Genomic DNA, 25,300 nt, shown 5'->3' with positions numbered 1-25,300 from the left:
CGTTGCCAGTGGGCATGGTCAGGCTAGGTGGGGTGTTTTGTTGTGGGCCTCCCACAAAGGGGAAGATGAGCAGTCCAATGAACAGGCAAAAAAAAGCGCCGCTTGCGCGACGCTTGGAAAGTACACCTCGTTGGGATGTTGGTTCATGTTCGAGTTCTTGGGCTTGTTTGTCTCCTCGGCCCTCGGGATGCAAGTACTGCTTTGCATCGAGTGAGTGAAATGTAAGTGACCCAGAGCGCCACTGAACTCAGGGATTTCCCCATTTTGGGGAAATCCCTGCCCAGAACTGACCTTGAACTGACGAAAAAGAGTCGTTTGGGATGCTTTTCAGGTTCAGGCAATGGCCTGGCGGGCGGCGTCTTCGGCGATCCATTGCGCTGCTTTCTCGGCAATCATGAGCGTTGGGCTGTTGGTGTTGCCGCTGGTGATGGTGGGCATCACGCCCGCATCGACCACGCGCAGACCCGCCACGCCGCGCACTTGCAGGCGTGGGTTGACCACCGCCATCGGGTCGTCTTCGCGGCCCATCCGGGTGGTGCCCACCGGGTGGAAGATGGTGCTGGCGATGTCCCCGGCCAGCTTGGCCAGTTCTTCGTCGGTTTGGTATTGCACGCCGGGTTTGAATTCTTCGGGTGCGAAAGGTGCCATGGCGGGCTGGGCCATGATGCGCCGCGTCACCCGCAGGCTGTCAGCGGCCACCTTGCGGTCCTCCTCGGTGGCCAGGTAATTGGGGGCGATGGCGGGTGCGTCGTCAAATTGCTTGGTCTTGATCTGCACCGTGCCACGGCTGGTCGGGTTGAGGTTGCACACGCTGGCGGTGATGGCCGGGAAGCTGTGCAGGGGCTCGCCAAACGCGTCCAGACTCAGCGGCTGCACGTGGTACTGGATGTTGGCGTGCGGCTGCGACGGGTCGCTTTTGGTGAACGCGCCCAGCTGGCTGGGTGCCATGCTCATGGGCCCTGTGCGCTTGAAGGCATATTCCAGCCCAATCATGGCCTTGCCCACCAGGCTGTTGGCCAAGGTGTTGAGGGTTTTGGCGTTCTCGACCTTGTACACCGAGCGGATCTGCAAATGGTCTTGCAGGTTGGCGCCCACACCGGGCAGCTCGTGCTTGACCTCGACGCCTTTGTCCTGGAGCAAAGCGCCGGGGCCTATGCCCGACAGCTGCAGGATTTGCGCCGAGCCGATGCTGCCCGCGCTCAGGATCACCTCGCGGGTGGCTTTGACCTCGACCATCTCCACGCCTGACCACACCTGCACCCCGGTGCAACGCTGGCTGCCGTTGGGCTGGGTTTCCAGAATGAGCTTGGCCACTTGCGCCTTGTTCCACAATTCGAAGTTGGAGCGTGCATAGCAGGTGGGGCGCAGAAAAGCCTTGGCCGTGTTCCAGCGCCAGCCGGACTTCTGGTTCACCTCGAAGTAGCTCACGCCCTCGTTGTTGCCCCGGTTGAAGTCGTCTGTGGCGGGAATACCCGCTTGCTGGGCCGCTTGCGCAAACGCGTCCAGCACATCCCAGCGCAAGCGCTGCTTTTCAATGCGCCATTCGCCACCCGTGTTGCGTCCGCGCAGGGTGTGCAGGTAGCTGCCCTTGGGCAAGTCGGCGGGGGCCAGCAACTCCGACTTGGCCCCTTTGGCCCCGTGAAATTCATTGACCCCGTTGTAATGGTCTTCGTGCAGCTTGAAGTAGGGCAGGGTCTGGTCCCAGCGCCACTCGTCATTGCCGGTGATCTGCGCCCACTGATCGTAGTCACGCGACTGGCCACGCATGTAAATCATGCCGTTGATGCTGGAGCACCCGCCCAGCACCTTGCCGCGCGGGTAACGCAGGCTACGACCATTCAGACCCTGAGCTGGCTCGGTCTGGTACAGCCAGTCAGTGCGGGGGTTGCCGATGCAATACAGGTAGCCGACCGGGATGTGAATCCAGTGGTAATCGTCTTTCTTGCCCGCCTCGATCAGCAGCACGCGCTTGCTGGCGTCGGCGCTCAAGCGGTTGGCCAGCAGGCAGCCTGCCGTGCCGCCGCCGACGATGATGTAGTCGAAGGTGTTGTCGTTCATGGGTCAAAAGTTTTTTTGGATGCCTAACCCCATAGTGTGCCTTTGGATATTTGACTTTTGCGTCACATCCATATCAGCCCAGACTGAGATTTCCGCATTTACAAAGAGCATTTGCTTTATGTGGATATTGCGAATTTGCTCATGGGTGGTGTGCCGATGCCGAAAGCTGAGCAAGGTTTTGGTGTTAGGTGTAGCTCTGTAAATCGTCAAGAACTCACTGCTGATGAACCATAAAAACGCCTTTGGTTTGGTTTGTACCCCGGCGCCGAGCAAGACAGACACATCCAGTTGTGGAGTCAGGCGTTGCGTGATCCCCGCTGCACCATGGGCATGTAGCGATTTGGGGTCGTCTGGGTGTCTAGTTAATGCACCGTAACCGATGGTGACTTGGCTCGAGATAGGCTTTAGTACCCTGTTCCAAGGGTTCAGCGATTTGATGGACAGGATATTAAATTGATTTAGCGCAAGCGTGTTCTTTGGTGTTATTTCAACAGCGCCTGAGAACAGATGAACCTCTGTTTCAGCTAGTTGATGGTGGTGCTTGTCAGTCAGTCTGTGTGAAGCGGGTAAAAAATCAATCAAGCGACTTGTCCCTTGGGCGTGGGACACAAACGACAGCCCCAAGCTGCTGTCACCTTGCGATACAGCAGGATTCAATAGGTTGTCCATTTGTAGTGGTTCGGCTGGAATGACTGCTGCTTGTCGAGCCAGTTGATGCTGGTTCTTTTTCCATAGCTCAGTTGAGATGTCTTGTCTTTCCAACAAAACATTGTTCAGTGCTGTCAAAAAGTGTTGTTGTCGGCTGGAGTTGATCTCGAACGCTTGTTCGCTTGTGGTTGTTAATAAGAGGTCACTTGAGCGCTTGTGACGTGCGCCTTGTTCACGCTTCAGATAAGCATAAGTCCATCGATCGGCCACAAACGTATTGATTGATTCGATAAGATCGGATTGGTAGGCCTGTCGAATCACATCTTTAGGAGTGCTCCAACCAGCGCCAGCTTGTTGCAGCACCCCCGTCAAGCCCAAGATATTTTGTAGAACAGTGGCGCAGTTGTAGCTGTGTAAAAAGTAAGTCAGTTCTGTTTTTTTCAATTCAAAAAAGTGGTTTCGAATGAGCGAGCGTTGAGTAGCGGTAGTGCGCAGTTTGTATTCCCACAAGTTGCGGTGTTCTTTGTCTATGTATTTCTCTGACTCTCGTTCGTACGGTGTGAGCGAAAAGATTCCTTTTTTCCCAACGACAATGCTTTCCCAAAGCAGTTTAGGAAGATTGATGCTGTTTGCATCGGTGTAATAAGAAACGGCGTGTTCAAGCATCACCCCTTCAGTGTTTAGACCCGATATTTTGAGGAACGTATGCCCCATCATGCTGGCCGGTTGTGTGACGCTTTCGGTCGCAAACACGAGAGTTAATTCATCGAAGGGGGCTTTTTCGATGAATTCGTTGATTTCATTACATCCGGAAACCGGCAATTCGGGCAGTTGTAGTTGTTCTTGGAGCCAAAGATACCTAGCCGGAAATCGACATACCGCCTGCTGATTTCCGCCATACAAATAAGTCAGTGTAGAAAGTAGCTCTTGGTGAGTGCTGAAATTGCTCTGTGCCAGAAGAAAACCTGATGTTTTGATCTGTGGCTGACCTTGGTCTAGATGTAACAGCGCATGCCACACACGGTTGTCTGGTAATTTTTGAGCATTAATTTTTTTGTGGACTTGTGACCAATCGATCCGCTCGTCAAGCACCTGAGCGTTGATTGATAGGGATATCAATACGTAAAGTATGAAAAAAGCGGCCGTGAAGCCGCTTTTGAGAGGTTTGCTGAACGTGGTCACTTGCAAGAAATGGTGACGGTATCAGCGTATTTCCACATTTTTTCAGTGCCATAGTCAATTGACGAACCAATGGGGCCGCCGCTGAGCAGGTTGACGAAGAAAATAGGATCAACTGTCTTTTCCGCCACAGTTTCTTTTGCGCAGTTTGTACCTTCTGTTATGAATACTTTGCTCTTGTTTTCACGGGGCAAAGCGACCACACCAGGTGCAGAAAACGGTACGCCATCAATGGTACCTTTGACTGTAGCGCCATTCGAGGTGCTGACATTCACTTGCTGATTTTTGTCGTTGATGATGGATGAGCAACCGCTCAGAATTGCCAAAGTGGCTGCAGCGATAAGAAGTTTTGTCATATTGAGTAGTCATGAAGTTTTTATGAGATTGATTTAATAAAAATTAAGTATTAATTTTTAAAAATCACACACATTCTACCCAATCCATCAACCTTTTTTTACTTCGCCGTCGGCATCACAAACTCAGCCCCCTTGCCGATGCTTTCAGGCCAGCGTTGCATGATCGACTTTTGCTTGGTGTAAAAGCGCACACCCTCTTCGCCATAGGCGTGCATGTCGCCAAACAGCGAACGCTTCCAGCCGCCAAAGCCGTGCCAAGCCATGGGCACGGGGATTGGCACGTTGATGCCGACCATACCCACCTGGATGCGGCGCGAAAACTCACGGGCCACGTTGCCATCGCGGGTGAAGCAGCTCACGCCGTTACCGAACTCGTGGTCGTTGATGATCTGCACCGCGGTGGCGAAGTCGGGCACGCGCACGCAGCTCAAGACCGGGCCAAAGATTTCTTCTTTGTAGATCTTCATGTCGGTGGTCACGTGGTCGAACAGCGTGCCGCCCAGCCAGAAACCTTGCTCGCAACCGGCACCGGCTTTGGCGCCGTCAAACTCGCGGCCGTCGACCAAGAGCTTCGCGCCTTCGGCCACGCCCGCGTCGATGTAACCCTTGATGCGCTGACGCGCCGCGTCGGTCACGATGGGGCCCATCTCGGCGGCCAGGTTTTCACCGTTGAGCACTTGCAGCGCCTTGGTGCGCTCGATCAGCTTGGGGATGATTTTGTCGGCCACGTCGCCCACCAGCACGGCCACCGAGATCGCCATGCAGCGCTCACCGGCCGAGCCATAGCCTGCGCCGATCAGCGCGTCCACGGTCTGGTCGATGTCGGCGTCGGGCATGACGACCAGGTGGTTCTTCGCGCCGCCCAAGGCCTGCACGCGCTTGCCATGGTGGGCGCCGGTCTCGTAGATGTAGTTGGCGATCGGGGTGGAGCCGACGAAGCTGATGGCTTTCACGTCGGGGTGTTCCAGCAGCGCGTCCACGGCTTCTTTGTCGCCTTGCACCACGTTGAACACGCCGTCGGGCAGACCGGCTTTTTTCAGCAACTCGGCCATGAACAGCGAAGGCGTGGGGTCGGTCGGGCTGGGCTTCAAGATGAAGGTGTTGCCGGCCGCAATCGCGACGGGGAACATCCACATGGGCACCATGACCGGGAAGTTGAACGGCGTGATGCCCGCGACCACGCCCAGGGGCTGGCGCATCGTCCAGTTGTCGATACCGGTCGAGACCTGCTCGGTGTAGTCGCCCTTGAGCAGCTGAGGGATGCCGGTGGCGAATTCCACGATGTCGATGCCGCGCGAGACCTCGCCCTGCGCGTCGGTGAACACCTTGCCGTGCTCGGCGGTGATCATGTGGGCCAGTTCGTCTTTATGCAGGTTGAGCAGTTCGAGGAACTTGAACATCACGCGGGCGCGGCGCAGGGGTGGAGTGTCGGCCCAAGCGGGGAAGGCCGCTTGCGCAGCGGCCACGGCCTTGGCGACTTCAACGCTGTTGGCCAGCGCCACATTGCCAGTCACGGCACCTGTAGCGGGGTTGGTCACAGGCTGGCTGCGGCCCGAAGCGCCTGCGGCGACCTGACCGTTGATGTAATGACCGATGTTCGTGATGCTCATGGGGGCTCCTGGATGGGGTTGTGGTGTGGGCTGCACGATGGTGTGCACAAGTCTTCGTTGCTGGATTGCCGCGCTTCGCTCGCAATGTCAGACAAACGTCATGGCGAGCGAAGCGTGGCCATCCATGTCTTCAGTAATGGAGTGTAGGCACCGCCTCCACCTCCCACAAGAGCGCAAAGCTGAATTGATTGTTCAAAATGGTGAACAATACTGCGATGGAAGAGAAAAAAATCACCACCCTTTGGACGCACCTGCATTGGTTGAGCGTGCTGGCGCAGCAAGGCAGTTACACGGCCGCCGCCGCCCGCTTGGGCGTGAGCAAGGCCGCGATGAGCCAGCGCATTGCTGAATTGGAGCGTGCAGCCAAGGTGACCTTGGTGCAACGCACCACTCGCAGTCTGCGCCTGACCGAGGCGGGTCAAAGGCTGGTGGATGAAACCCGCGCCGCGTTCGAGCAGATCGAGCAAAGCTTTGCCCAGGTACGCGACCTGGCCGAGCAGCCCAGTGGCTTGTTGCGCGTGACGGCTCCGGTGGCGCTGGCCCGTCAGCAGTTGGTGCCGCAGTTCGCCGCTTTTCTGAAAGACTTTCCAGATGTTCGCATCGAGTTGGACATGTCGGACCGTTTGAGCGCTTTGGCCACTGAAGGCTACGACCTGGCCATCCGCCACACCGCCCGCCCGCCCGACACCCATGTGGCCTGGGCGCTGTGCGACACCGAATCGGTGTTGGTGGCCACCCGCGCCTATTTGCGCAAACACGGCGAGCCGCACAGCCCTGCCGAGCTGCAGACCCACAACTGTCTGCACTACCCCCGCTCGCAAGACACCCCAGCCTGGACCTTTGAGTCGCGCCAGCCGTCCATCGCTGGCGAGCGCATCACGGTCCCCGTGTCGGGCAACTTCGCCGCCAACAACAGTGAAGCTCTGCGCGAAGCCGCCCTGACCGGCGCAGGCATCGCCCTCATGCCCGATTTCAGCGCCCAGGCCGAGTTGCGCAAAGGCCAATTGGTGCGCGTGCTGCCCAGCTGGAAACCCGTGGGGGCCTTTGCCGAAACCATTTACGCCATCCGCCCGTATGCACCGCATGTGCCTCGGGCGGTGGCGGCGCTGGTGGCGCATTTGCGCCAAGGGCTGGCGCAGGGCTTTACAGAGGTTTGACATGCCATCGCTGAAAAACACCTTGTCCGCTGTCCGAGCCTGGGCTCGCCGTATCAAGCGCGATGGCCTGATGCTGTGGTTTGCCTGCCGAGACCCGCGCACGCCGTGGTGGCTCAAAGGCCTGGCTTTTTTCGTGGTGGCTTATGCGCTCAGCCCAATCGATCTGGTGCCCGATTTCATTCCGGTGCTGGGTTATCTGGACGATGTGATTTTGTTGCCCGTGCTGATCTGGCTGGTGGTGCGGTATTTGCCAGAGCACATTGCCCTGGACTGTCGCCAGCAGGCCGACGACTGGCTGGCCGAGCGCCAAGCCAAGCCCGTCAGCTGGGCAGGCGTGGTGCTGGTCTTGTCGGTGTGGTCCGCGGTGGCTTGGGTTGTGTGGCGCTATGTCGCCTTGCTTTAATTAGTCAAACGCCGCGTGCCAGCACAGGAAACAACTTGTGCAACCCGTCGGCCATCACCTCGACCGCCAGCGCGGCCAGGATCAGGCCCATGAGGCGGGTCATGACGTTGATGCCGGTTTTGCCCAGGATGCGGGCAATCGGCGTGGCCAGTGAAAAGCACAGCGCCGTGGCCAGGGCAATGATCACGCCATAGCCGACCAGGGTGCCCAGCTGGGCGAAGTTTTTCGCCTTTTCGGCATAGATCACCACGGTGGACATGGTGGCTGGGCCCGTCAGCAGCGGGATGGTCAGTGGCACCACGGCAATGCTGGCCCCCATGGCGGCCTTGGTTTCGGCGTCGTGCACTTCGTCGGCATTGGCGCGGGCTTCGGCGGGTTGGGCATTCAGCATCGACAAGGCTGCAGTGAGCAGCAACATGCCACCGCCGACCTGGAAGCTGGCGAGCGAAATGCCGAAGAACTCCAAAATCTGCAGACCCAGCAAGGCGCTGGCTGCGATCACCACGAAGGCAGAGAAGGACGAGACCCAAATCGTCCTTTTGCGTTGAGCGCGGCTGAAGCCCTGGGTGTAGTGGATGAAAAACGGGACGATGGCCAAGGGGTTGACGATCGCCATCAGGGTGATGAGTGGTTTGAAGTCCATCGGCAAATGGTACCCGGCTTCAAGCCGTTGTTCAGGCAGCTGGTGTGCGGCGGCGGAACATGCCCCAGCCTTCCATGTGCAGCACTTTGTCACCGTGCTGGTTGAACATTTCCCAGAGGTTGCGCGTCATGCCCACATCCGGGCGTTTGCCCATGGGCTTGGTCTCTAGCACGGTGCTTTGCAGGCGCAGGGTGTCGCCCGGGTAGACCGGCTTGAGCCACTTGATGCCTTCCAGGCCTGGCGAGCCGAGGCTGGAGGTTTCGTGCAAAAAGTTGGTCACCATGAGTCGCATGGCCATGGCGCAGGTGTGCCAGCCGCTGGCCGACAAGGCACCAAACACCGAGGCCTTGGCCGCTTCGTCGTTCAGGTGAAAGGGCTGCGGGTCAAACTGGCTGGCGAAGGCGATGATTTCTTCGCGTGTGGGGGTGATGGTGCCCAGATCGCGCACCTGGCCTGCGGCCATGTCTTCCCAAAAGTATTTGATCTCGGCCATCAGCGGCCTCCCGAGATGTCCAGAAAGCTCATGGTGGTGTAACTGGCCTTGTCCGACAGCAGCCAGACAATGCCCTCGGCCACTTCTTCGGCGGTGCCGCCGCGCTGGGCAGGCACCAGGTGCTGCAGGTCTTTCACGCGGTTGGGCAGGCCGCCGGAGGCATGGATCTCGGTCTCGATCAGGCCTGGGCGCACTGCATTTACGCGAATGCCCTCGGCCGCCACTTCTTTGGACAGCCCGATGGTGAAAGCGTCGATCGCACCTTTGGCGGCGGCGTAGTCCACGTACTGGTTGGGTGCGCCCAGTCTGGCTGCAGCGCTCGACACGTTGACGATGCTGCCGCCCTCGCCGCCGTGTTTGGTGCTCATGCGGCGCACGGCTTCGCGGGCGCAGATCAGGCTGCCGATCACGTTGATGTCGAACATGCGCTTCCAACGGGCCACGCTCATCTCGTCCACGCGGGCAGCCACATCGACCACACCCGCGTTGTTGACCAGGCCTTGCAAACGGCCCAGTTTGGCGTCGATGTGCTCGAACATGCGCAGCACCTGGGCTTCGTCGGCCACGTCGGCCTGCACCGCCATGGCTTGCCCCCCAGAGGCGCGGATTTGGCGTACCACTTCGTCGGCGGCCAGTGAGTTGGCGGTGTAGTTCACGGCCACCGACCAGCCGTTTTTGGCGGCCAAAAGGGCGGTGGCCGCCCCGATGCCCCGGCTGCCGCCCGTCACCAACAAGACCTTGTTCATTGCGTATCTCCTGCAAAAATCCATGGATGCGGTTACAACCGCTGCTTCGTTCGACGATTACACAACACATAAGGAGACCACATGGGTCGCACAGTGGACTATTACTTCGCCCCTCAAAGCCCCTGGGCTTATTTGGGCCACCAGCGTCTGGCCGAGATCGTGCAGCGCACCGGGGCCTCCGTGCGGGTGATGCCCATCGACCTGGGCGGTAAGGTCTTCCCGATCTCAGGTGGTTTGCCGCTGGGCCAGCGGGCACCGCAAAGGCAGGCTTACCGCCTGGTCGAATTGCAGCGCTTCAGCCAGCACCTGAATGTGCCTCTCAATCTGAAGCCCCGGTATTTCCCGGTCGGTGGGGACGATGCTGCGCGTCTGATCATTGCGACCGATTTGGCCCAAGGTGCGCAAGCAGCCATGAGGATCGCGGGCGCGATTTTGGCCGCTTGCTGGGCGCAGGAGCGCAACATGGCCGACGACAAGGTGCTGGCCGAGCTGCTGGCTGAGCAGGGCTTGCCAGGCCAGCTGATGGACGCTTCCCGCAGCCAGGCGGTGCAGGAGCGCTACGAAAGCTACACCCAGGCGGCCATCGATGCGGGGGTGTTTGGTGCGCCCAGTTATGTGGTGGATGGCGAGATTTTCTGGGGCCAAGACCGGCTTGACTTCGTCGAGCGTGCGCTGACCCGTTGAACTGACCTCTGTCTTGAAAGGAAAACACATGGGATCGATGATTGAACTGAAGTCAACAGACGGCACAGCCGTACCCGCTTACGAGGCCCGCCCCGCAGGCACACCCAAGGGTGCCGTGGTCGTGATTCAGGAAATTTTTGGCGTCAACAGCCACATCCGCGCTGTGGCCGACGGCTATGCCGCTGAGGGTTATCTGGCGGTGGCTCCGGCGGCCTTTCACCGCGTCAAGCCGGGGGTGGAATTGGGTTACACCGAAGCCGACATGGGCGAAGGCTTTGGCTACAAAACGGCGGCCGAGGCCTTGCCTGCACCCGGCGTGATGCAGGACATCCAGGCGGCCATCGACCATGCCGCGCAGGCGTCGGGCGGCAAGGTCGGCATCGTGGGTTACTGCTGGGGCGGCTTGCTGACCTGGCGTGCGGCCTGCACCTTGTCAGGCCTGAGCGCAGCGGTGCCGTATTACGGCGGGGGCGTGACCACTGAAGCCGAAACCGCCCGCCAGCCCCGGGTGCCGGTGCTGGCGCACTTCGCCGAAGAAGACCGCTGGATTCCGATGGACACCGTGGCGGCTTTCCGCAAGGCGCACCCCGAAGTGACGGTCCACACCTATGCGGCCCACCACGGCTTCAACTGCGACCAGCGCGCTTCCTGGCATGCCCCTTCGGCCCAATTGGCCCGAGAGCGCACGCTGGCGTTTTTTGCCAAGCATCTGGGCTGACCAAGTCAGTCAATCGCCCGTGCGGGCCAGGTAGCGCTTGCGCCAGAACACCAGGCCCATGGTGGTGGCAATCGCCCCCATACCGCCCAGTGTCCACCAAAAGGCGCTGGCGGTGTGCAGCCAGGGGATGAATTCGAAATTCATGCCGAACACGGCCGCGATCAGGTTCAGCGGCAAGAAGATCGCGGTCAACGCTGTCAGGGTGCGCATGATGTCGTTGGTGCGGTTGCCCTGAGCGTTGAAGTGCATTTGCACGGCCGTTTCGGTGTTGTGCTCCAGGCGGCGCACATGGTGGACCACCCGGTCAATGTGCTCCAGCACGTCGCGGCAGCGCACCCTGAGCAGTTCGTGCTCGCGCAATGCCGTCGGGTCGTCGCTCACCACCCAGTCGTCCAGGGTTTCGTTCCAGTTGAGCATGGCTGTGTGCTGGTCGTCGCACAGGTCTTCGAGCTGGTGCAAGGCCAGCCGAGCTTGCAGCAAGGCGTCCCAGCGGCGAAATCGTGCACCGGGGTGGAGCAGTTCGGCCTGCCAGTGGTCGAGCTGGCGGCTCAGTTCGCGGCGCAGATCCAGGTACGCGTCCACCATCTGGCTGACGATGCGCAGCATCATGTCGGCCGGGCTCAGCGGTATGCCCCGTGCCCCTGCAGAGCGGGAGTCGGTGGCTTGGCTCTTGTCACCCGTCGCGTTCAAAAGACGGCTGGCGTAGGCTTCGCGCACGGCGCAGTCGTCGGGGTGCACGCTCAGCAGCACTTTGTCGAACACCGCAAAGCCCACCGGGCTGGTGTCGATGCGCTGCAGGATGGGTGGACCCGGCCGCTTGCTTGGGGTGTGTGCGGCCTTAGGTTCACTGTGCCGGGACGCGACCGTCGATTGCGCCAGGCGGCGAAACACCAGCAGGTCGTAGTGTGAGGTGAAGTCGTAGCGTGAGGGCAGTTGGCCGTTGAGCAAGTCCGAAACATGCAGGTCCACCAGGCTTTGTCCCGTCAGTTGGTGCAGGCAGGCCTGGATGGCAGGCACATGGCGCTCGAAGTGTTCGCGTGAAAAGGCCAGCCAGAGGAAGCCTTGTTCGGGCAAGGCCCGCGGCAGCGAGGTGTCAGGGTCTTGGGAAGGCCAGGCTTGCACCTGGCTGCCTGCGATACTGAACACCCGCAAGCCGGGTGCGCCAGCGGGTGAGGTGTTCTCTTTCAATGGGCGGCGATCCAGCGTGCGGCGTCGCGGGCAAAGTAGGTCAACACACCGTCCGCGCCGGCACGTTTGAAAGCCAGCAGGCTTTCCATCATCACCAGGTCGTGGTCCAGCCAGCCGTTTTGCGCGGCGGCCTTGAGCATGGCGTACTCACCCGACACCTGGTAGGCGAAGGTTGGCACTTTGAATTCGTCTTTCACGCGGCGCACGATGTCCAGATACGGCATGCCGGGTTTGACCATCACCATGTCGGCGCCTTCGGCCAGGTCCATGGCGACTTCGCGCAGCGCTTCGTCGGTGTTGCCGGGATCCATCTGGTAGACCTTTTTGTTGCTCTTGCCCAGGTTGCCGGCCGAGCCGACCGCGTCGCGGAAGGGGCCATAGAAGGCGCTGGCGTATTTGGCGCTGTAGGCCATGATGCGGGTGTGGATCAGGCCACGCGCTTCGAGTGCCTGGCGAATCGCGCCAATGCGTCCGTCCATCATGTCGCTGGGCGCGACCATGTCCACGCCGGCTTCGGCTTGGGTCAGGGCCTGCTGCACCAGCACGGCGGTGGTTTCGTCATTCAATATGTAGCCGGTCTCGTCCAACAAGCCGTCCTGGCCGTGGCTGGTGAAGGGGTCCAGCGCCACATCGGTCATCACGCCCAGTTCGGGGAAGCGTTTTTTGAGTTCGCGCACCACGCGCGGCACCAAGCCGTCGGGGTTCATGGCTTCGCTGCCGGTGGGGTCTTTGAGGCTGGCGTCGATGACCGGGAACAGCGCCATGACCGGGATGCCGAGCTTGACGCAGTCTTCTGCCACCGGCAGCAGCAGGTCCAGACTCAGGCGCTCCACGCCGGGCATGGAGCCCACGGCCTGGCGTTGGTTTTGCCCGTCCAGCACAAAGACCGGGTAGATCAGGTCGTGTGCTGTGACCCGGTGCTCACGCACCAGGTTGCGGGTGAATTCATCACGGCGCAAGCGGCGTGGGCGGTTGGCGGGGAAGGGGGCGACTGGGTTCATGTTGAAAATTGTGCCTGAAGTCGTGCTCAAGCCAAAGCGGCCTTGGGCCCCAGCAGCCAGGTCATGGCGCGCAGGCGACAACCAACAAAACCAACATAAAAACAGAAATTGAACTTGTTAATGGTTTTGTTATTTGATAAATTCACCTTGGGCAGCTTGCTGCCTCCCGCTTTTCCTCCCTGAGCGGGGCCCTGACGCGGTAACGCCAAGGGGCTTCCCACCCTCAGCCTCAGGCTGGGGGTTTTTTTTGCTTGCGCATGCCACAGAGCGGGCCTGGCCACCACTGACTACACTTGAGCCATGCTCTGGATCAAAGCCCTACACATCGTTTTCATTGCCAGCTGGTTTGCCGGTCTGTTCTATCTGCCGAGGATTTTTGTCAATCTGGCCATGGTGGAGCCGGGCTCCGTGGCAGAGCGGGCGCGTTTGCTGTTGATGTCGCGCAAGCTTTACCGCTTCATGACGATTTTGGCCATTCCCGCCTTGGCGCTGGGCTTGTGGCTTTGGCTGTACTACGGCATTGGCCTGGGCTCGGGGCAGGGCTGGATGCATGCCAAATTGTTGATCGTGTTGGCCTTGCTCGGTTACCACCACAGTTGCGGTGTCTTGTTGCGCAAATTCGAGAACGGCCAGATGCAGCGCAGCCACGTCTGGTTTCGCTGGTTCAATGAGGCGCCGGTTCTGATGATGCTGGTAGCCGTCATTTTGGTGGTGGTCAAGCCGTTTTAAGTGGCGGGCATGCGCACCCCCCCCCTGCGCACAACGGCCGCCTGGCCCTTGGTGTGGATCTATGCGGTTCTGATCGTTTACGCCAGTCTTTATCCTTTTGACGGCTGGCGCATCCAGGGCATCGCCCCCTGGGCTTTTTTGACGGCCCCTTTGCCGCGCTACTGGACAGGCTTTGATGTCTGGTCCAACGTGGCCGGCTATGCGCCCTTCGGGTTTTTGATGGCGCTGGCGGTGCACCGGACCCGCGACCGCTGGCCCGCTGTTGGCATGACCACCCTGGTGGCAGCCGCGCTGTCCTTGACCATGGAGTCCATGCAGATGTTCTTGCCTGTCCGGGTTCCGTCCAACGTGGACGCTGCCTTGAACATTTCTGGCGCTTTTGTTGGGGCCGCCATGGCCAGCGTTTTGGAGCGGGTGGGTCTGCTCGACCGCTGGAGCCGTTTTCGCGACCGTTGGTTTGTGTCCGACGCCAGTGGTGCCATGGCTTTGTTGGCCGTGTGGCCCGTGGCCTTGTTATTCCCTGCACCTGTGACCTTTGGTTTGGGGCAGGTGCTGGAGCGCGTGGAGACTACCTTGGCCCTTGTGTTGCAAGACACCCCTTGGCTGGAGCGGCTGCCCCTGCGCGAGGTGGAGCTGCAGCCCTTGTTGCCCGTGAGCGAAATTCTGTGCGTGGCCATTGGCTTGCTGCTTCCCTGTCTGCTGGCTTTTGGGGTGTTGCGCCTGTGGGGGCAGCGTCTGGTGGTGGCGGCGCTGTTGGTGTGTGTGGGGTTTGTGGCCAGTGCGTTGTCTGCGGCGCTCACCTATGGCCCTGCTCACGCTTGGGACTGGGTGAGCACCGAGGTGCTCGCAGGCCTGGTGTTGGCCCTCGTCGCCATGGTGGCGCTGTCGTTTTGTGCGGTGCGGGTGTGCTGGGTGCTGGCGCTGGCGGCCTTGGTGTGGCAGTTGAGCCTGCTGAACAACGCCTCGGCCGACGCCTACTTTGCCCTGACCTTGCAAACCTGGGAGCAGGGCCAGTTCATCCGTTTTCATGGCCTGAGCCAGTGGCTGGGCTGGTTGTGGCCTTATGCCCTGCTGGTGTATCTGATCCAGCGCTTGTCGTCGTCCGGCCTTACGAGAGATGCGTGATCAGGTCCGGACCTAGAATCCGGACATGACCATCGAAAATTCCAGCCCGTATTTCAAGCGCCACATCTTTTTTTGCCTGAATGAGCGCAAAAACAACGAGGCCTGCTGTGCCCAGCAGGGCGCGCAAGCCGCGTTTGACCATTGCAAACAACGCGTCAAGGCACTGGGCTTGGCGGGGCCCGGGCAGGTGCGTGTCAACAAGGCCGGTTGCATGGACCGCTGCGCTGGCGGACCGGTCGCTGTGGTTTACCCCGAAGGCGTCTGGTACACCTATGTGGACCAGGCCGACATCGACGAAATTGTCGAGTCGCATCTGCAGAACGGCCAGGTCGTGACGCGGTTGGTCACGCCCGAGCACCTGGGGCGCTGATGAATTCGGCTACCCAATCCCTGACGCTGCAAGGGCCTGCCGGCGCCATCGAGGCTTTGCGTGACGCCCCTGCGCCAGACGCGATCCAGGGGACTGCCGTCATCGCACACCCGCACCCCTTGTTTGGCGGCACCATGCAAAACAAGGTGGTGCAGACGCTGGCCCGTGCGTTTGTGCAGTGTGGCTGGCAGGCGGTGCGCTTCAACTTCCGGGGGGTGGGGACCAGTGCGGGCACCTACGACGAGGGGCGCGGCGAAGCCGCAGACATGCTCGCGGTGATCGAACAGGTGGCACCTTCTGGCCCTTTGGCACTGGCGGGTTTCTCCTTTGGGGCCTTTGTGACCAGTCATGTGGCCCGGACACTGAGCCCTGTCCGCAACCTGGAGAAGCTGGTGCTGGTGGGCACGGCCGCGTCGCGCTTTGAAGTGGCCCCGGTCGCACCCGAGCTGCACGAGCAGACCTTGGTGCTGCACGGTGAACAAGACGACACGGTGCCTCTGGCCAGTGTGATGGACTGGGCCAGACCCCAGTCCTTGCCGGTCACGGTCATTCCCGGGGTGGAGCATTTCTTTCACGGACAACTGCCCCTGCTCAAAACTTTGGTGGCCAGGCATCTGCGCGCTTGATGCCAGGTGCGCCGCAGCAGGGTGCGCCCAGACCATAAAAATCCGCATGACAACTTCATTGAAAACCCTGGCTGCGGCCTTTCTGGCGGCCCTGACTTTGAGTGCTCAGGCGCAAATGCCGCAACCCCCCGAAGTGGCGGCCAAAGCTTATTTTTTGATCGATGTCACGGCCAACCAGGTGCTGGCGGCCAAGGACCCGGACATGGCGGTGGAGCCGGCGTCGCTGACCAAATTGATGACGGCTTATTTGGTCTTCGATGCCCTGAAGTCACGCAAAATTGACCTGAAACAAACCCTGCCGGTGTCGGAGCGGGCCTGGAAGATGCCGGGTTCGCGCATGTTCATCGACCCGAAAATGCGGGTGCCCGTCGAAGACCTGATCAAGGGCATGGTCGTGCAGTCGGGCAACGATGCCACCGTGGCGTTGGCCGAAGGCGTGGCCGGCAGTGTCGAGCGCTTTGTTCAGCTGATGAACGACCAGGCCAAAGTGCTGGGCATGAAGAACACCACCTACCGCAACCCGGAAGGGCTGCCAGAGGCGGGTCACAGCACCACAGCCCGTGACCTGGGCATTTTGTCCACCCGATTGATGCGGGATTTTCCGGAATTTGTGCCTTACTACGCCATCAAAAAGTACCGTTACGAGGGTACGCCCGCGGCCAACGACAGCAACCGCAATCTGCTGCTGTTCCGGGACCCTACCGTGGACGGGCTGAAAACAGGGCACACCAACACCGCGGGATATGGTCTGGTGGCCACGGCCAAGCGGGATTTCGCCAATGTCGGCTCGCGTCGTCTGGTGTCGGTCGTATTGGGGGCTGAGAGTGAAAATGCGCGTGCCAACGAAAGCCAGAAGCTCCTCAACTGGGGTTACACCGCTTTCGATGCGGTCAAGCTTTTTGAGGCCGGGCAAGCCATCGTGAGCCCGACTTTGTGGAAGGGCAAGTCGCCGGTGCTGAAGCTGGGGTCTTTTCAGCCGCTGGTGGTGGCGGTGCCCGCAGGCTCGGCCGCCCAGATCAAAACCCAGGTGGCCCGTCCAGACCCTTTGGTGGCGCCCATCAGCAAAGGCCAGCCTGTTGGCACTTTGAAGGTGTTCCGTGGCGATCAGCCCTTGTTTGAAGTCCCCTTGGTGGCGCTGGAGTCGGTCGAGCAAGCCGGCGTTCTGGGGCGGGCCTGGGACGCGGTGCGTCTGTGGATCAAGTGATAGTCAGTCCTCGCCTTGAACCAAATTGTGGATAACTTGCCACCAGCCCGTCAGGCGGTTATACTGGCGGGCTTTTCCGCTTTTGGGGCGGGGAAGTTTCTTTTGTCCAATTCCAACGTTTAGGGACGTTACAAACAATGCCAACCATCAATCAATTGGTGCGTCAGGGGCGCGAGGTCGAAACGATCAAGTCCAAAAGCCCTGCGATGCAAAACTCTCCACAGCGTCGTGGTGTCTGCACCCGTGTGTACACCACAACGCCTAAAAAGCCTAACTCCGCTCTGCGTAAAGTCGCCAAAGTGCGCTTGACCAACGGTTTTGAGGTCATCTCCTACATCGGCGGTGAAGGCCACAACTTGCAAGAACACTCGGTGGTTCTGGTGCGCGGTGGTCGTGTCAAAGACTTGCCAGGTGTGCGTTACCACATCGTCCGCGGTTCTTTGGATCTGCAAGGCGTGAAAGACCGCAAGCAGTCTCGCTCCAAGTACGGCGCGAAGAAGCCAAAGGCCAAGTAAGCCCTCACGGGTTGAAATTTTTCGGTGCTGTTTCCCGCGTGGCGCGGTGATGCAGCGAAGTGACCCGAAGCCCGGAATCGTCCAGGTGGGTCGAGTAAGTGAGCTGTTTTGAATAACGCTCGCGGTGTCTGAAAAGACGCCAACTGAAGCAATATGAGGTGAAATATGCCACGTCGTCGCGAAGTCCCTAAACGTGAAATCCTGCCGGATCCCAAGTTCGGCAATGTCGAGTTGTCCAAGTTCATGAACGTGATCATGGAAGGCGGCAAAAAAGCTGTGGCCGAGCGCATCATTTACGGTGCCTTGGAAACTATGGAAAAGAAAACAGGCAAAGACCCTGTCGAGCTGTTCTCCATCGCCATCAACAACGTCAAGCCCATGGTGGAAGTGAAATCCCGCCGCGTGGGTGGTGCGAACTACCAGGTGCCTGTTGAAGTGCGCCCTGTTCGTCGCCTGGCCCTGTCGATGCGCTGGATCAAGGAAGCCGCTCGCAAGCGCGGTGAAAAGTCGATGGCCCTGCGTTTGGCCAACGAATTGCTCGAGGCCAACGAAGGCCGTGGCGGTGCCATGAAAAAGCGTGACGAAGTTCACCGCATGGCCGAAGCCAACAAGGCGTTCTCGCACTTCCGCTTCTGATTCACGCGGGTTTCATACAGAGGCCCGACACTGTCAGAAGCCAGCCCGCTGGCCCCATTTGGGGTGGCGGGCTTTGGTACTTAATCATTGGAGAAATATATGGCTCGCACTACCCCCATCGAGCGCTATCGCAACATTGGTATTTCCGCGCACATTGACGCCGGCAAAACCACGACGACTGAGCGTATTCTTTTTTATACCGGCGTGAACCACAAAATTGGTGAAGTGCACGACGGCGCTGCCACCATGGACTGGATGGAGCAAGAGCAAGAGCGTGGCATCACGATCACTTCGGCTGCGACGACCTGCTTCTGGAAGGGCATGGACAGCTCTTTCGACGAGCACCGCTTCAACATCATCGACACCCCCGGCCACGTGGACTTCACCATTGAAGTCGAGCGTTCCATGCGCGTGCTGGACGGCGCTTGCATGGTGTATTGCGCTGTGGGCGGTGTGCAGCCCCAGTCCGAAACCGTGTGGCGTCAGGCCAACAAGTACAAAGTGCCACGTCTGGCCTTTGTGAACAAGATGGACCGTACCGGTGCCAACTTCTTCAAAGTCGTCGAGCAGATGAAGCTGCGCCTCAAAGCCAGCCCCGTCCCGATCGTGATCCCGATTGGCGCGGAAGAAAACTTCACCGGCGTGGTCGACCTGATTAAGATGAAGGCCATCATTTGGGACGAAGCTTCCCAGGGTATGAAGTTCACCTTTGAAGACATCCCTGCCAACTTGCTGGAAACAGCCAAAGAGTGGCGTGAGAAGATGGTCGAAGCGGCTGCTGAAGCCTCCGAAGACATGATGAACAAGTACCTGGAAGAAGGTGACTTGTCCGAAGAAGAAATCAAGCGCGGCATCCGTCTGCGCACCTTGGCTTCTGAAATCCAGCCCATGTTCTGCGGCACGGCCTTCAAGAACAAAGGCGTGCAGCGCATGCTGGACGGCGTGATCGACTTCTTGCCTTCGCCTCTGGACGTGAAAGCCATCAAGGGCTTTGACGAAGAAGAGCAGGAAATCACCCGCAAGGCCGACGACGAAGAGAAATTCTCTGCGCTGGCGTTCAAGCTGATGACCGACCCGTTTGTGGGTCAGCTGACTTTCGTGCGCGTGTATTCCGGCGTCTTGAAAAAGGGCGACACCGTGTACAACGCTGTGCGCGGCAAGAAAGAGCGCATTGGCCGTATCGTGCAAATGCACGCCAACAACCGTGAAGAAGTGGATGAAATCCGTGCGGGCGACATCGCTGCTTGCGTGGGCTTGAAAGACGTCACCACCGGCGAGACCTTGTGCGATCCCAACTCCGTGATCACGCTCGAGCGCATGGTGTTCCCTGACTCCGTGATTCGCCAGGCGGTGGAACCCAAGTCCAAAGCCGACCAGGAAAAGATGGGCATTGCCTTGTCGCGTCTGGCCGCTGAAGACCCATCTTTCCGTGTGCAAACCGACGAAGAATCTGGTCAGACCATCATTGGTGGTCAGGGCGAATTGCACCTGGAAATCATCGTGGACCGCATGAAGCGTGAATTCGGTGTGGAAGCCAACGTGGGCAAGCCTCAAGTGGCTTACCGCGAAACCATCCGCAAAACCGTTGAAGAAGCCGAAGGCAAGTTCGTGCGTCAGTCCGGTGGTAAGGGTCAATACGGCCACGTGGTTCTGAAGGTCGAGCCTCAGGAGCCAGGCAAGGGCTTTGAGTTCGTTGACGCCATCAAGGGCGGTGTGGTTCCTCGCGAATACATCCCTGCCGTGGAAAAAGGCGTGATCGAAGCTTTGGGTCAAGGCGTTTTGGCCGGCTACCCCGTGGTGGACGTCAAGGTCACCCTGCACTTCGGTTCGTACCACGACGTGGACTCGAACGAAATGGCCTTCAAGATGGCCGCCATCTTTGGTTTCAAAGAAGGTTGCCGCAAAGCCAACCCCGTGATTCTGGAGCCCATGATGGCTGTGGAAGTCGAGACCCCAGAAGACTATGCTGGTAACGTGATGGGCGACTTGTCTTCACGCCGTGGCATGGTCCAGGGCATGGACGACATGGTCGGTGGCGGCAAGGCCATCAAGGCCGAAGTGCCGCTGTCCGAAATGTTCGGTTACTCGACCACACTGCGCTCCATGTCGCAAGGTCGCGCCACCTACACGATGGAATTCAAGCACTACGCTGAAGCACCACGCAACGTGGCGGAAGCCATTGTTGCCGCGCGCGCAAAGTAAAGACAAGCGTGCCCGATCAAATTCGCCCCAGCGAATTTGATCGGGCACCTCTGATCAGAAATGGTCAGCTCTGAAAGTTCAGAAACTGTCTGCGATCAAGTGCCACTCTGTGCCCGTGCGGAGTGATCGAGCAACCTGATGCAAACATTAAACCAACACACGGGCATTGCTCTTTTTAAGGATTGAAAAATGGCTAAAGAAAAATTTGAACGGACCAAACCCCACGTGAACGTGGGCACCATCGGTCACGTTGACCACGGCAAAACTACACTGACTGCGGCCATCACCACCGTGTTGGCTGCCAAGTTCGGCGGTGCTGCCAAAGCGTACGACCAGATCGACGCGGCTCCCGAAGAAAAAGCCCGTGGTATCACGATCAACACCGCACACGTCGAGTACGAAACAGAGAACCGTCACTACGCCCACGTGGACTGCCCTGGCCACGCTGACTATGTGAAGAACATGATCACCGGTGCTGCCCAGATGGACGGCGCTATTTTGGTTTGCTCCGCTGCTGACGGCCCTATGCCTCAGACCCGCGAGCACATCCTGTTGGCTCGCCAAGTGGGCGTGCCTTACATCATCGTGTTTCTGAACAAGTGCGACATGGTCGACGACGCCGAGTTGTTGGAGCTGGTCGAAATGGAAGTGCGCGAGTTGTTGTCCAAGTACGACTTCCCAGGCGACGACACCCCCATCGTGCAAGGTTCCGCCAAGCTGGCGCTGGAAGGCGACAAGGGCCCTCTGGGCGAGCAAGCCATCATGAAGCTGGCCGAAGCTTTGGACACTTACATCCCTACGCCTGACCGTGCAGTGGATGGCGCATTCCTGATGCCCGTGGAAGACGTGTTCTCCATCTCCGGTCGCGGCACTGTGGTGACTGGCCGTATCGAGCGCGGTATCGTCAAAGTCGGCGAAGAAATCGAAATCGTGGGTATCAAAGACACCGTCAAGACCACTTGCACAGGCGTTGAGATGTTCCGCAAGCTGCTGGACCAAGGTCAAGCGGGTGACAACGTCGGTATCTTGCTGCGCGGCACCAAGCGCGAAGACGTCGAGCGTGGCCAAGTGCTGTGCAAGCCCGGCTCGATCAAGCCCCACACCCACTTCACAGGAGAGATCTATGTCTTGTCCAAAGACGAAGGTGGCCGTCACACGCCTTTCTTCAACAACTACCGTCCCCAGTTCTACTTCCGTACAACGGACGTGACCGGTGCGATCGAGTTGCCAGAAGGCAAAGAGATGGTGATGCCTGGTGACAACGTGTCGATCACTGTGAAGCTGATCAACCCCATCGCGATGGAAGAAGGTCTGCGTTTCGCTATCCGCGAAGGTGGCCGCACCGTCGGCGCTGGCGTGGTTGCCAAGATCATCGCTTAATTCTTTTGTGGATCGGTGGCGCGGGGGCTGTGCCCTTGCGCTGCGACAAGCAAACACTCACCACAAGGAATTGACATGTCATCCAAGCAAAAAATCCGCATCCGCCTGAAGGCGTTTGACTACAAATTGATCGACCAGTCCGCTGCCGAGATCGTTGACACCGCCAAGCGCACCGGCGCGATTGTCAAGGGCCCCGTGCCTTTGCCAACACGCATGAAGCGTTTTGACATCCTGCGCTCGCCGCACGTCAACAAGACCAGCCGTGACCAGTTGGAAATCCGCACCCACCAGCGTTTGATGGACATCGTGGACCCCACAGATAAAACTGTGGACGCCCTGATGAAACTCGACCTGCCTGCTGGCGTGGACGTCGAAATCAAGCTGCAGTAATGCGGTTTGGGGTGGCCGACAGGCCATCCAAAAACTTGAAACAAGGCCCGATTTGCCAGAAATGACGAGTCGGGCTATAATTTCAGGCTCACCTCTTTTGGGGTGAGATTTATTAACAGTCTTTCACACATCAAACGGGGCTGCCAATTGAAGTGGCCTCGGTGAAAGTTTTGGAGAAAACAATGAGTCTGAGCAACTCCCTCGGGTTGCTGGGTCGCAAGGTGGGCATGATGCGTCTGTTCACTGATGATGGGGATTCCGTTCCTGTCACAGTGCTGGATGTGTCCAACAACCGTGTATCCCAGGTCAAAACCCAAGAGAACGATGGCTATGTCGCTTTGCAAGTGACATTTGGTGCCCGCAAGGCATCGCGCGTGACCAAGCCCATCGCTGGTCACCTAGCCAAAGCCGGTGTCGAAGCCGGTGAAATCATTCAAGAATTCCGCGTGACCGCCGACACGGCTGCCCAGTACGCCGCAGGCGCGACTGTGCCCGTGGCTGCCGTGTTTGCTGTGGGCCAGAAAGTGGACGTGCAAGGCACTTCCATCGGTAAAGGCTTCACCGGCACGATCAAGCGTCACAACTTCAAATCGCAGCGCGCATCGCACGGTAACAGCCGTTCGCACAATGTGCCTGGTTCGATTTCGATGGCGCAGGATCCTGGCCGTGTGTTCCCTGGCAAGAAAATGTCGGGTCACCTCGGTGATGTGACTTGCACCACTCAGAACCTGGCTGTTATCCGCGTTGACGAAGTCCGTGGTCTGTTGATGATCAAGGGTGCCATTCCCGGTTCCAAAGGTGGTTTCGTGACCGTGCGTCCCGCCATCAAAGCTAAAGGAGCGAACTGATGCAGCTCGAACTCCTGAACGACCAAGGTCAAGCCGCTTCCAAGGTGGATGCGCCCGAGACTGTGTTCGGTCGTGAATACAACGAAGCCCTGATTCACCAGATCGTGGTGGCTTATCAGGCCAATGCCCGTCAAGGCACCCGCGCCCAAAAGGACCGTGAACAAGTTCACCACTCCACCAAAAAGCCTTTCAAACAAAAAGGTACAGGTCGCGCTCGTGCTGGTATGACTTCTTCGCCTCTGTGGCGTGGCGGCGGTCGGATTTTCCCGAACATGCCTGACGAAAACTTCACCCAGAAGATCAACAAGAAGATGTACCGTGCCGGTATGGCTTCGATCTTCTCGCAGCTGGCCCGCGAAGGCCGCCTGGCTGTGGTGGATTCCTTCAAGGTTGAGACACCTAAAACCAAGCAGCTCGCTGCCAAGTTCAAGGCCATGAGTCTCGACAACGTGCTGGTGATCGCCGACGAAGTCGACGAAAACTTGTACCTGGCATCGCGCAACCTGATCAACATCCTGATTGTTGAACCCCGTTACGCCGATCCCGTGTCTTTGGTGAACTTCAAGAAAGTCCTCGTGACCAAAGGTGCCATGGACAAACTCAAGGAGATGTTTGCATGAGCGCCGTGAAGTTTGACGAAGGTCGTCTGATGTCCGTGCTGGTTGCGCCCATCGTGTCCGAAAAGGCCACCATGGTTGCAGAAAAATCCAACGCTGTGACATTCAAAGTGCTGCAGGACGCTACCAAGCCTGAAATCAAAGCCGCTGTGGAATTGATGTTCAAGGTCGAGGTCAAAGGCGTCTCTGTGGTGAATACCAAGGGCAAGACCAAGCGTTTTGGCAAGACCATTGGCCGTCGCGACAACGTTCGCAAGGCTTATGTCACGCTGCAACCAGGTCAAGAGCTGAACCTGTCCGGGGAGGCCGCGTAATCATGGCTGTCATCAAGATCAAACCGACATCCCCAGGCCGTCGTGGCGTGGTGAAGGTCACGCGTGACCACCTGCACAAAGGTGAAGGCTACGCGCCATTGCTGGAACCCCAGCACCAGAAGTCGGGCCGTAACAACAACGGTCACATCACAACTCGCCACAAAGGCGGTGGTCACAAGCACCACTACCGTGTGGTGGACTTCAAGCGCAACAAAGATGCGATCCCGGCCAAGGTCGAGCGCATCGAGTACGACCCCAACCGTACGGCTCACATTGCCTTGCTGTGCTACGCCGACGGCGAGCGCCGTTACATCATTGCCCCCCGTGGCATTGAAGCCGGTGCCACCCTGATGTCGGGCGCTGAAGCCCCGATCCGCGCTGGCAATACTTTGCCTATCCGCAACATCCCCGTGGGTTCGACCATCCACTGCATCGAGCTCAAGCCCGGTGCTGGTGCTCAGATCGCCCGCTCGGCAGGTGCTTCGGCCACTTTGCTGGCTCGCGAAGGCATTTACGCTCAAGTGCGCATGCGCTCCGGTGAAGTTCGCAAGATCCACATCGAGTGCCGTGCAACCATTGGTGAAGTCGCCAACGAAGAGCACAGCCTGCGCCAATTGGGCAAGGCCGGTGTCAAACGTTGGATGGGTATCCGCCCAACCGTTCGTGGCGTGGCCATGAACCCTGTGGATCACCCGCACGGTGGTGGCGAAGGTCGTACCGGCGAAGGCCGTCATGCAGTAGACCCGTGGGGCAACCTCACCAAGGGCTACCGTACCCGTAACAACAAGCGCACACAGGTCATGATCGTGTCGCGTCGCAAGAAGTAAGGGTTAGACAATGACACGCTCTCTCAAAAAGGGTCCATTCGTTGACCACCACTTGTTGGCCAAGGTTGAAAAAGCCGTTGCCACCAAAGACAAAAAGCCCGTCAAGACATGGTCGCGTCGCTCCATGGTTCTGCCCGATTTCATCGGTCTGACCATCGCCGTTCACAACGGCAAGCAACACGTTCCTGTGTATGTGACCGACCAGATGGTTGGGCATAAATTGGGCGAATTCGCACTGACCCGCACCTTCAAGGGTCACCCTGCGGATAAAAAAGTCCAGAAGAAATAAGGAAAGACCATGGAAACACGTGCAGTCCTCCGGGGCGTCCGTTTGTCGGTCGATAAAGGCCGCCTGGTCGCCGATTTGATTCGCGGTAAAAAAGTGGATCAAGCTCTGAACATCCTGACCTTCACGCAGAAAAAAGCTGCGGGCATCGTCAAGAAGGTTCTGGAGTCCGCCATAGCCAACGCTGAACACAACGACGGCGCCGACATCGACGAGTTGAAGGTGAAAACCATCTACGTCGAACAAGGCACCACGCTCAAGCGTTTCACTGCTCGCGCCAAAGGCCGTGGCAACCGCATCAGCAAGCCCACATGCCATGTGTATGTGACGGTCGGCAATTAATCAGG

The 25,300-nt window shown here is 58.9% G+C and carries 30 protein-coding genes; 20 read left to right on the top strand and 10 right to left on the bottom strand.

What is annotated here, in order from left to right; genetic code table 11:
* Nucleotides 1–333 precede the first annotated feature (333 nt).
* The 4 genes from ACHEXL_RS12810 to ACHEXL_RS12795 form a co-directional block, all read right to left on the bottom strand.
* Nucleotides 334–2,058 (bottom strand): GMC family oxidoreductase, encoded by a 1,725-nt coding sequence (locus tag ACHEXL_RS12810; RefSeq protein WP_416559783.1) that lies wholly within the window; start codon nucleotides 2,056–2,058, stop codon nucleotides 334–336.
* 3 nt (nucleotides 2,059–2,061) lie between these two features.
* Nucleotides 2,062–3,888, bottom strand: a complete 1,827-nt coding sequence (locus ACHEXL_RS12805; protein ID WP_416561356.1) for a DUF4105 domain-containing protein — start codon at nucleotides 3,886–3,888, stop codon at nucleotides 2,062–2,064.
* Nucleotides 3,885–4,241 carry a hypothetical protein gene (locus tag ACHEXL_RS12800; protein ID WP_416559782.1) on the bottom strand — a complete coding sequence of 119 codons (357 nt, stop codon included), beginning with the start codon at nucleotides 4,239–4,241 and terminating at the stop codon, nucleotides 3,885–3,887. The genes ACHEXL_RS12805 and ACHEXL_RS12800 overlap by 4 nt, the downstream gene beginning before the upstream one ends.
* A gap of 98 nt (nucleotides 4,242–4,339) precedes the next feature.
* Nucleotides 4,340–5,851 carry a CoA-acylating methylmalonate-semialdehyde dehydrogenase gene (locus ACHEXL_RS12795; protein ID WP_416559781.1) on the bottom strand — a complete coding sequence of 504 codons (1,512 nt, stop codon included), beginning with the start codon at nucleotides 5,849–5,851 and terminating at the stop codon, nucleotides 4,340–4,342.
* A gap of 215 nt (nucleotides 5,852–6,066) precedes the next feature.
* Between ACHEXL_RS12795 and ACHEXL_RS12790 the strand changes: the two genes are divergently transcribed.
* Nucleotides 6,067–7,008: a LysR family transcriptional regulator gene (locus tag ACHEXL_RS12790; protein ID WP_416561355.1), complete on the top strand. Its 942-nt coding sequence runs from the start codon at nucleotides 6,067–6,069 to the stop codon at nucleotides 7,006–7,008.
* A gap of 1 nt (nucleotide 7,009) precedes the next feature.
* On the top strand, nucleotides 7,010–7,411 hold the full coding sequence (locus ACHEXL_RS12785; protein WP_416559780.1) for a YkvA family protein: 402 nt from the start codon (nucleotides 7,010–7,012) through the stop codon (nucleotides 7,409–7,411).
* Between the two features lie 4 nt (nucleotides 7,412–7,415).
* Here the strand turns inward: ACHEXL_RS12785 and ACHEXL_RS12780 are convergent, their stop codons facing one another.
* Genes ACHEXL_RS12780 through ACHEXL_RS12770 form a run of 3 tightly spaced genes read right to left on the bottom strand, consistent with a single transcriptional unit; the run spans nucleotide 7,416 to nucleotide 9,293 of the window.
* Nucleotides 7,416–8,054, bottom strand: a complete 639-nt coding sequence (locus tag ACHEXL_RS12780; RefSeq protein ID WP_416559779.1) for a MarC family protein — start codon at nucleotides 8,052–8,054, stop codon at nucleotides 7,416–7,418.
* A gap of 31 nt (nucleotides 8,055–8,085) precedes the next feature.
* Entirely contained in the window at nucleotides 8,086–8,547 is a 462-nt protein-coding gene (locus ACHEXL_RS12775) for a MaoC family dehydratase (protein WP_416559778.1), read from the bottom strand.
* Entirely contained in the window at nucleotides 8,547–9,293 is a 747-nt protein-coding gene (locus ACHEXL_RS12770; protein WP_416559776.1) for an SDR family oxidoreductase, read from the bottom strand. The genes ACHEXL_RS12775 and ACHEXL_RS12770 overlap by 1 nt, the downstream gene beginning before the upstream one ends.
* An 81-nt stretch (nucleotides 9,294–9,374) precedes the next feature.
* On the opposite strand from ACHEXL_RS12770, the gene ACHEXL_RS12765 reads away from it, so the two are divergent.
* Together ACHEXL_RS12765 and ACHEXL_RS12760 are read left to right on the top strand one after the other, a co-directional pair.
* Nucleotides 9,375–9,977, top strand: coding sequence for a 2-hydroxychromene-2-carboxylate isomerase (locus tag ACHEXL_RS12765; RefSeq protein ID WP_416559775.1), 603 nt, complete (start codon nucleotides 9,375–9,377; stop codon nucleotides 9,975–9,977).
* A 28-nt stretch (nucleotides 9,978–10,005) separates the two neighbouring features.
* A complete protein-coding gene (locus ACHEXL_RS12760; protein WP_416559774.1) occupies nucleotides 10,006–10,695 on the top strand; it encodes a dienelactone hydrolase family protein in 690 nt (229 codons plus the stop codon).
* A 9-nt stretch (nucleotides 10,696–10,704) separates the two neighbouring features.
* On the opposite strand, the gene ACHEXL_RS12755 is transcribed toward ACHEXL_RS12760, so the two are convergent.
* The 3 genes from ACHEXL_RS12755 to ACHEXL_RS12745 are packed head-to-tail and all read right to left on the bottom strand — an operon-like array spanning nucleotide 10,705 to nucleotide 13,093.
* Nucleotides 10,705–11,847, bottom strand: coding sequence for a magnesium transporter CorA family protein (locus ACHEXL_RS12755; protein WP_416561354.1), 1,143 nt, complete (start codon nucleotides 11,845–11,847; stop codon nucleotides 10,705–10,707).
* Nucleotides 11,848–11,879: 32 nt separating this feature from the next.
* Nucleotides 11,880–12,884 carry a porphobilinogen synthase gene (hemB, locus tag ACHEXL_RS12750; protein ID WP_291933273.1) on the bottom strand — a complete coding sequence of 335 codons (1,005 nt, stop codon included), beginning with the start codon at nucleotides 12,882–12,884 and terminating at the stop codon, nucleotides 11,880–11,882.
* Between the two features lie 26 nt (nucleotides 12,885–12,910).
* Nucleotides 12,911–13,093 (bottom strand): hypothetical protein, encoded by a 183-nt coding sequence (locus ACHEXL_RS12745; protein WP_416559773.1) that lies wholly within the window; start codon nucleotides 13,091–13,093, stop codon nucleotides 12,911–12,913.
* Nucleotides 13,094–13,184: 91 nt separating this feature from the next.
* On the opposite strand from ACHEXL_RS12745, the gene ACHEXL_RS12740 reads away from it, so the two are divergent.
* The 16 genes from ACHEXL_RS12740 (at nucleotide 13,185) to rplV (ending at nucleotide 25,295) form a co-directional block, all read left to right on the top strand.
* Complete coding sequence (locus tag ACHEXL_RS12740) at nucleotides 13,185–13,613, top strand: CopD family protein (RefSeq protein ID WP_416559772.1); 429 nt, start codon at nucleotides 13,185–13,187, stop codon at nucleotides 13,611–13,613.
* Nucleotides 13,614–13,622: 9 nt separating this feature from the next.
* On the top strand, nucleotides 13,623–14,738 hold the full coding sequence (locus tag ACHEXL_RS12735; protein WP_416559771.1) for a VanZ family protein: 1,116 nt from the start codon (nucleotides 13,623–13,625) through the stop codon (nucleotides 14,736–14,738).
* 25 nt (nucleotides 14,739–14,763) lie between these two features.
* On the top strand, nucleotides 14,764–15,108 hold the full coding sequence (locus ACHEXL_RS12730) for a (2Fe-2S) ferredoxin domain-containing protein (protein ID WP_416559769.1): 345 nt from the start codon (nucleotides 14,764–14,766) through the stop codon (nucleotides 15,106–15,108).
* Complete coding sequence (locus ACHEXL_RS12725) at nucleotides 15,108–15,734, top strand: alpha/beta hydrolase (RefSeq protein WP_416559768.1); 627 nt, start codon at nucleotides 15,108–15,110, stop codon at nucleotides 15,732–15,734. The genes ACHEXL_RS12730 and ACHEXL_RS12725 overlap by 1 nt, the downstream gene beginning before the upstream one ends.
* Nucleotides 15,735–15,780: 46 nt before the next feature.
* Nucleotides 15,781–16,938, top strand: a complete 1,158-nt coding sequence (locus ACHEXL_RS12720) for a D-alanyl-D-alanine carboxypeptidase family protein (protein WP_416559767.1) — start codon at nucleotides 15,781–15,783, stop codon at nucleotides 16,936–16,938.
* A gap of 137 nt (nucleotides 16,939–17,075) precedes the next feature.
* The gene (gene rpsL, locus ACHEXL_RS12715; protein ID WP_011466063.1) at nucleotides 17,076–17,453 is read left to right on the top strand and encodes a 30S ribosomal protein S12; all 378 of its coding nucleotides are present in this window, start codon (nucleotides 17,076–17,078) and stop codon (nucleotides 17,451–17,453) included.
* A gap of 165 nt (nucleotides 17,454–17,618) precedes the next feature.
* Nucleotides 17,619–18,089: a 30S ribosomal protein S7 gene (gene rpsG, locus ACHEXL_RS12710; RefSeq protein WP_062406807.1), complete on the top strand. Its 471-nt coding sequence runs from the start codon at nucleotides 17,619–17,621 to the stop codon at nucleotides 18,087–18,089.
* A 99-nt stretch (nucleotides 18,090–18,188) separates the two neighbouring features.
* Nucleotides 18,189–20,291 carry an elongation factor G gene (gene fusA, locus ACHEXL_RS12705; protein ID WP_416559766.1) on the top strand — a complete coding sequence of 701 codons (2,103 nt, stop codon included), beginning with the start codon at nucleotides 18,189–18,191 and terminating at the stop codon, nucleotides 20,289–20,291.
* 189 nt (nucleotides 20,292–20,480) lie between these two features.
* The gene (gene tuf / locus ACHEXL_RS12700) at nucleotides 20,481–21,671 is read left to right on the top strand and encodes an elongation factor Tu (protein ID WP_053172486.1); all 1,191 of its coding nucleotides are present in this window, start codon (nucleotides 20,481–20,483) and stop codon (nucleotides 21,669–21,671) included.
* Nucleotides 21,672–21,746: 75 nt separating this feature from the next.
* Nucleotides 21,747–22,061, top strand: coding sequence for a 30S ribosomal protein S10 (gene rpsJ / locus ACHEXL_RS12695; RefSeq protein ID WP_019426908.1), 315 nt, complete (start codon nucleotides 21,747–21,749; stop codon nucleotides 22,059–22,061).
* Between the two features lie 182 nt (nucleotides 22,062–22,243).
* Entirely contained in the window at nucleotides 22,244–22,909 is a 666-nt protein-coding gene (gene rplC, locus ACHEXL_RS12690) for a 50S ribosomal protein L3 (protein ID WP_416559765.1), read from the top strand.
* Nucleotides 22,909–23,529, top strand: a complete 621-nt coding sequence (rplD, locus tag ACHEXL_RS12685) for a 50S ribosomal protein L4 (protein WP_019426906.1) — start codon at nucleotides 22,909–22,911, stop codon at nucleotides 23,527–23,529. Before rplC ends, rplD begins: the two co-directional genes overlap by 1 nt.
* Nucleotides 23,526–23,840 carry a 50S ribosomal protein L23 gene (gene rplW / locus ACHEXL_RS12680; protein ID WP_053172819.1) on the top strand — a complete coding sequence of 105 codons (315 nt, stop codon included), beginning with the start codon at nucleotides 23,526–23,528 and terminating at the stop codon, nucleotides 23,838–23,840. The genes rplD and rplW overlap by 4 nt, the downstream gene beginning before the upstream one ends.
* 2 nt (nucleotides 23,841–23,842) lie before the next feature.
* Nucleotides 23,843–24,667 (top strand): 50S ribosomal protein L2, encoded by an 825-nt coding sequence (gene rplB / locus ACHEXL_RS12675; protein WP_019426904.1) that lies wholly within the window; start codon nucleotides 23,843–23,845, stop codon nucleotides 24,665–24,667.
* A gap of 10 nt (nucleotides 24,668–24,677) precedes the next feature.
* A complete protein-coding gene (gene rpsS, locus ACHEXL_RS12670; protein ID WP_007847809.1) occupies nucleotides 24,678–24,956 on the top strand; it encodes a 30S ribosomal protein S19 in 279 nt (92 codons plus the stop codon).
* A gap of 9 nt (nucleotides 24,957–24,965) precedes the next feature.
* Nucleotides 24,966–25,295, top strand: a complete 330-nt coding sequence (rplV, locus tag ACHEXL_RS12665) for a 50S ribosomal protein L22 (protein WP_019426902.1) — start codon at nucleotides 24,966–24,968, stop codon at nucleotides 25,293–25,295.
* Nucleotides 25,296–25,300 lie beyond the last annotated feature (5 nt).

It is taken from the genome of Limnohabitans sp. YIMB22184, from assembly GCF_048020265.1.
In the GTDB taxonomy this organism is placed as follows: Bacteria; Pseudomonadota; Gammaproteobacteria; order Burkholderiales; family Burkholderiaceae_C; genus Limnohabitans_A.
Note: the sequence above shows the minus strand (reverse complement) of the source record. Positions and strands in the feature narration are given on the sequence as shown.

Bases quoted from the DNA above. Each gene is read 5' to 3' on its own strand.
- rplC (WP_416559765.1), top strand. From the start codon at position 22,244: ATGAGTCTGAGCAACTCCCTCGGGTTGCTGGGTCGCAAGGTGGGCATG.
- ACHEXL_RS12810 (WP_416559783.1), bottom strand. From the start codon at position 2,058: ATGAACGACAACACCTTCGACTACATCATCGTCGGCGGCGGCACGGCA.
- rplD (WP_019426906.1), top strand. From the start codon at position 22,909: ATGCAGCTCGAACTCCTGAACGACCAAGGTCAAGCCGCTTCCAAGGTG.
- rplB (WP_019426904.1), top strand. From the start codon at position 23,843: ATGGCTGTCATCAAGATCAAACCGACATCCCCAGGCCGTCGTGGCGTG.
- ACHEXL_RS12765 (WP_416559775.1), top strand. From the start codon at position 9,375: ATGGGTCGCACAGTGGACTATTACTTCGCCCCTCAAAGCCCCTGGGCT.
- ACHEXL_RS12785 (WP_416559780.1), top strand. From the start codon at position 7,010: ATGCCATCGCTGAAAAACACCTTGTCCGCTGTCCGAGCCTGGGCTCGC.
- ACHEXL_RS12740 (WP_416559772.1), top strand. From the start codon at position 13,185: ATGCTCTGGATCAAAGCCCTACACATCGTTTTCATTGCCAGCTGGTTT.
- ACHEXL_RS12800 (WP_416559782.1), bottom strand. From the start codon at position 4,241: ATGACAAAACTTCTTATCGCTGCAGCCACTTTGGCAATTCTGAGCGGT.
- ACHEXL_RS12735 (WP_416559771.1), top strand. From the start codon at position 13,623: ATGCGCACCCCCCCCCTGCGCACAACGGCCGCCTGGCCCTTGGTGTGG.
- ACHEXL_RS12720 (WP_416559767.1), top strand. From the start codon at position 15,781: ATGACAACTTCATTGAAAACCCTGGCTGCGGCCTTTCTGGCGGCCCTG.
- rpsJ (WP_019426908.1), top strand. From the start codon at position 21,747: ATGTCATCCAAGCAAAAAATCCGCATCCGCCTGAAGGCGTTTGACTAC.
- ACHEXL_RS12780 (WP_416559779.1), bottom strand. From the start codon at position 8,054: ATGGACTTCAAACCACTCATCACCCTGATGGCGATCGTCAACCCCTTG.
- ACHEXL_RS12730 (WP_416559769.1), top strand. From the start codon at position 14,764: ATGACCATCGAAAATTCCAGCCCGTATTTCAAGCGCCACATCTTTTTT.
- hemB (WP_291933273.1), bottom strand. From the start codon at position 12,884: ATGAACCCAGTCGCCCCCTTCCCCGCCAACCGCCCACGCCGCTTGCGC.
- rplV (WP_019426902.1), top strand. From the start codon at position 24,966: ATGGAAACACGTGCAGTCCTCCGGGGCGTCCGTTTGTCGGTCGATAAA.
- ACHEXL_RS12775 (WP_416559778.1), bottom strand. From the start codon at position 8,547: ATGGCCGAGATCAAATACTTTTGGGAAGACATGGCCGCAGGCCAGGTG.
- rpsS (WP_007847809.1), top strand. From the start codon at position 24,678: ATGACACGCTCTCTCAAAAAGGGTCCATTCGTTGACCACCACTTGTTG.
- ACHEXL_RS12770 (WP_416559776.1), bottom strand. From the start codon at position 9,293: ATGAACAAGGTCTTGTTGGTGACGGGCGGCAGCCGGGGCATCGGGGCG.
- tuf (WP_053172486.1), top strand. From the start codon at position 20,481: ATGGCTAAAGAAAAATTTGAACGGACCAAACCCCACGTGAACGTGGGC.
- ACHEXL_RS12795 (WP_416559781.1), bottom strand. From the start codon at position 5,851: ATGAGCATCACGAACATCGGTCATTACATCAACGGTCAGGTCGCCGCA.
- fusA (WP_416559766.1), top strand. From the start codon at position 18,189: ATGGCTCGCACTACCCCCATCGAGCGCTATCGCAACATTGGTATTTCC.
- ACHEXL_RS12760 (WP_416559774.1), top strand. From the start codon at position 10,006: ATGGGATCGATGATTGAACTGAAGTCAACAGACGGCACAGCCGTACCC.
- ACHEXL_RS12790 (WP_416561355.1), top strand. From the start codon at position 6,067: ATGGAAGAGAAAAAAATCACCACCCTTTGGACGCACCTGCATTGGTTG.
- rpsL (WP_011466063.1), top strand. From the start codon at position 17,076: ATGCCAACCATCAATCAATTGGTGCGTCAGGGGCGCGAGGTCGAAACG.
- rpsG (WP_062406807.1), top strand. From the start codon at position 17,619: ATGCCACGTCGTCGCGAAGTCCCTAAACGTGAAATCCTGCCGGATCCC.
- rplW (WP_053172819.1), top strand. From the start codon at position 23,526: ATGAGCGCCGTGAAGTTTGACGAAGGTCGTCTGATGTCCGTGCTGGTT.
- ACHEXL_RS12725 (WP_416559768.1), top strand. From the start codon at position 15,108: ATGAATTCGGCTACCCAATCCCTGACGCTGCAAGGGCCTGCCGGCGCC.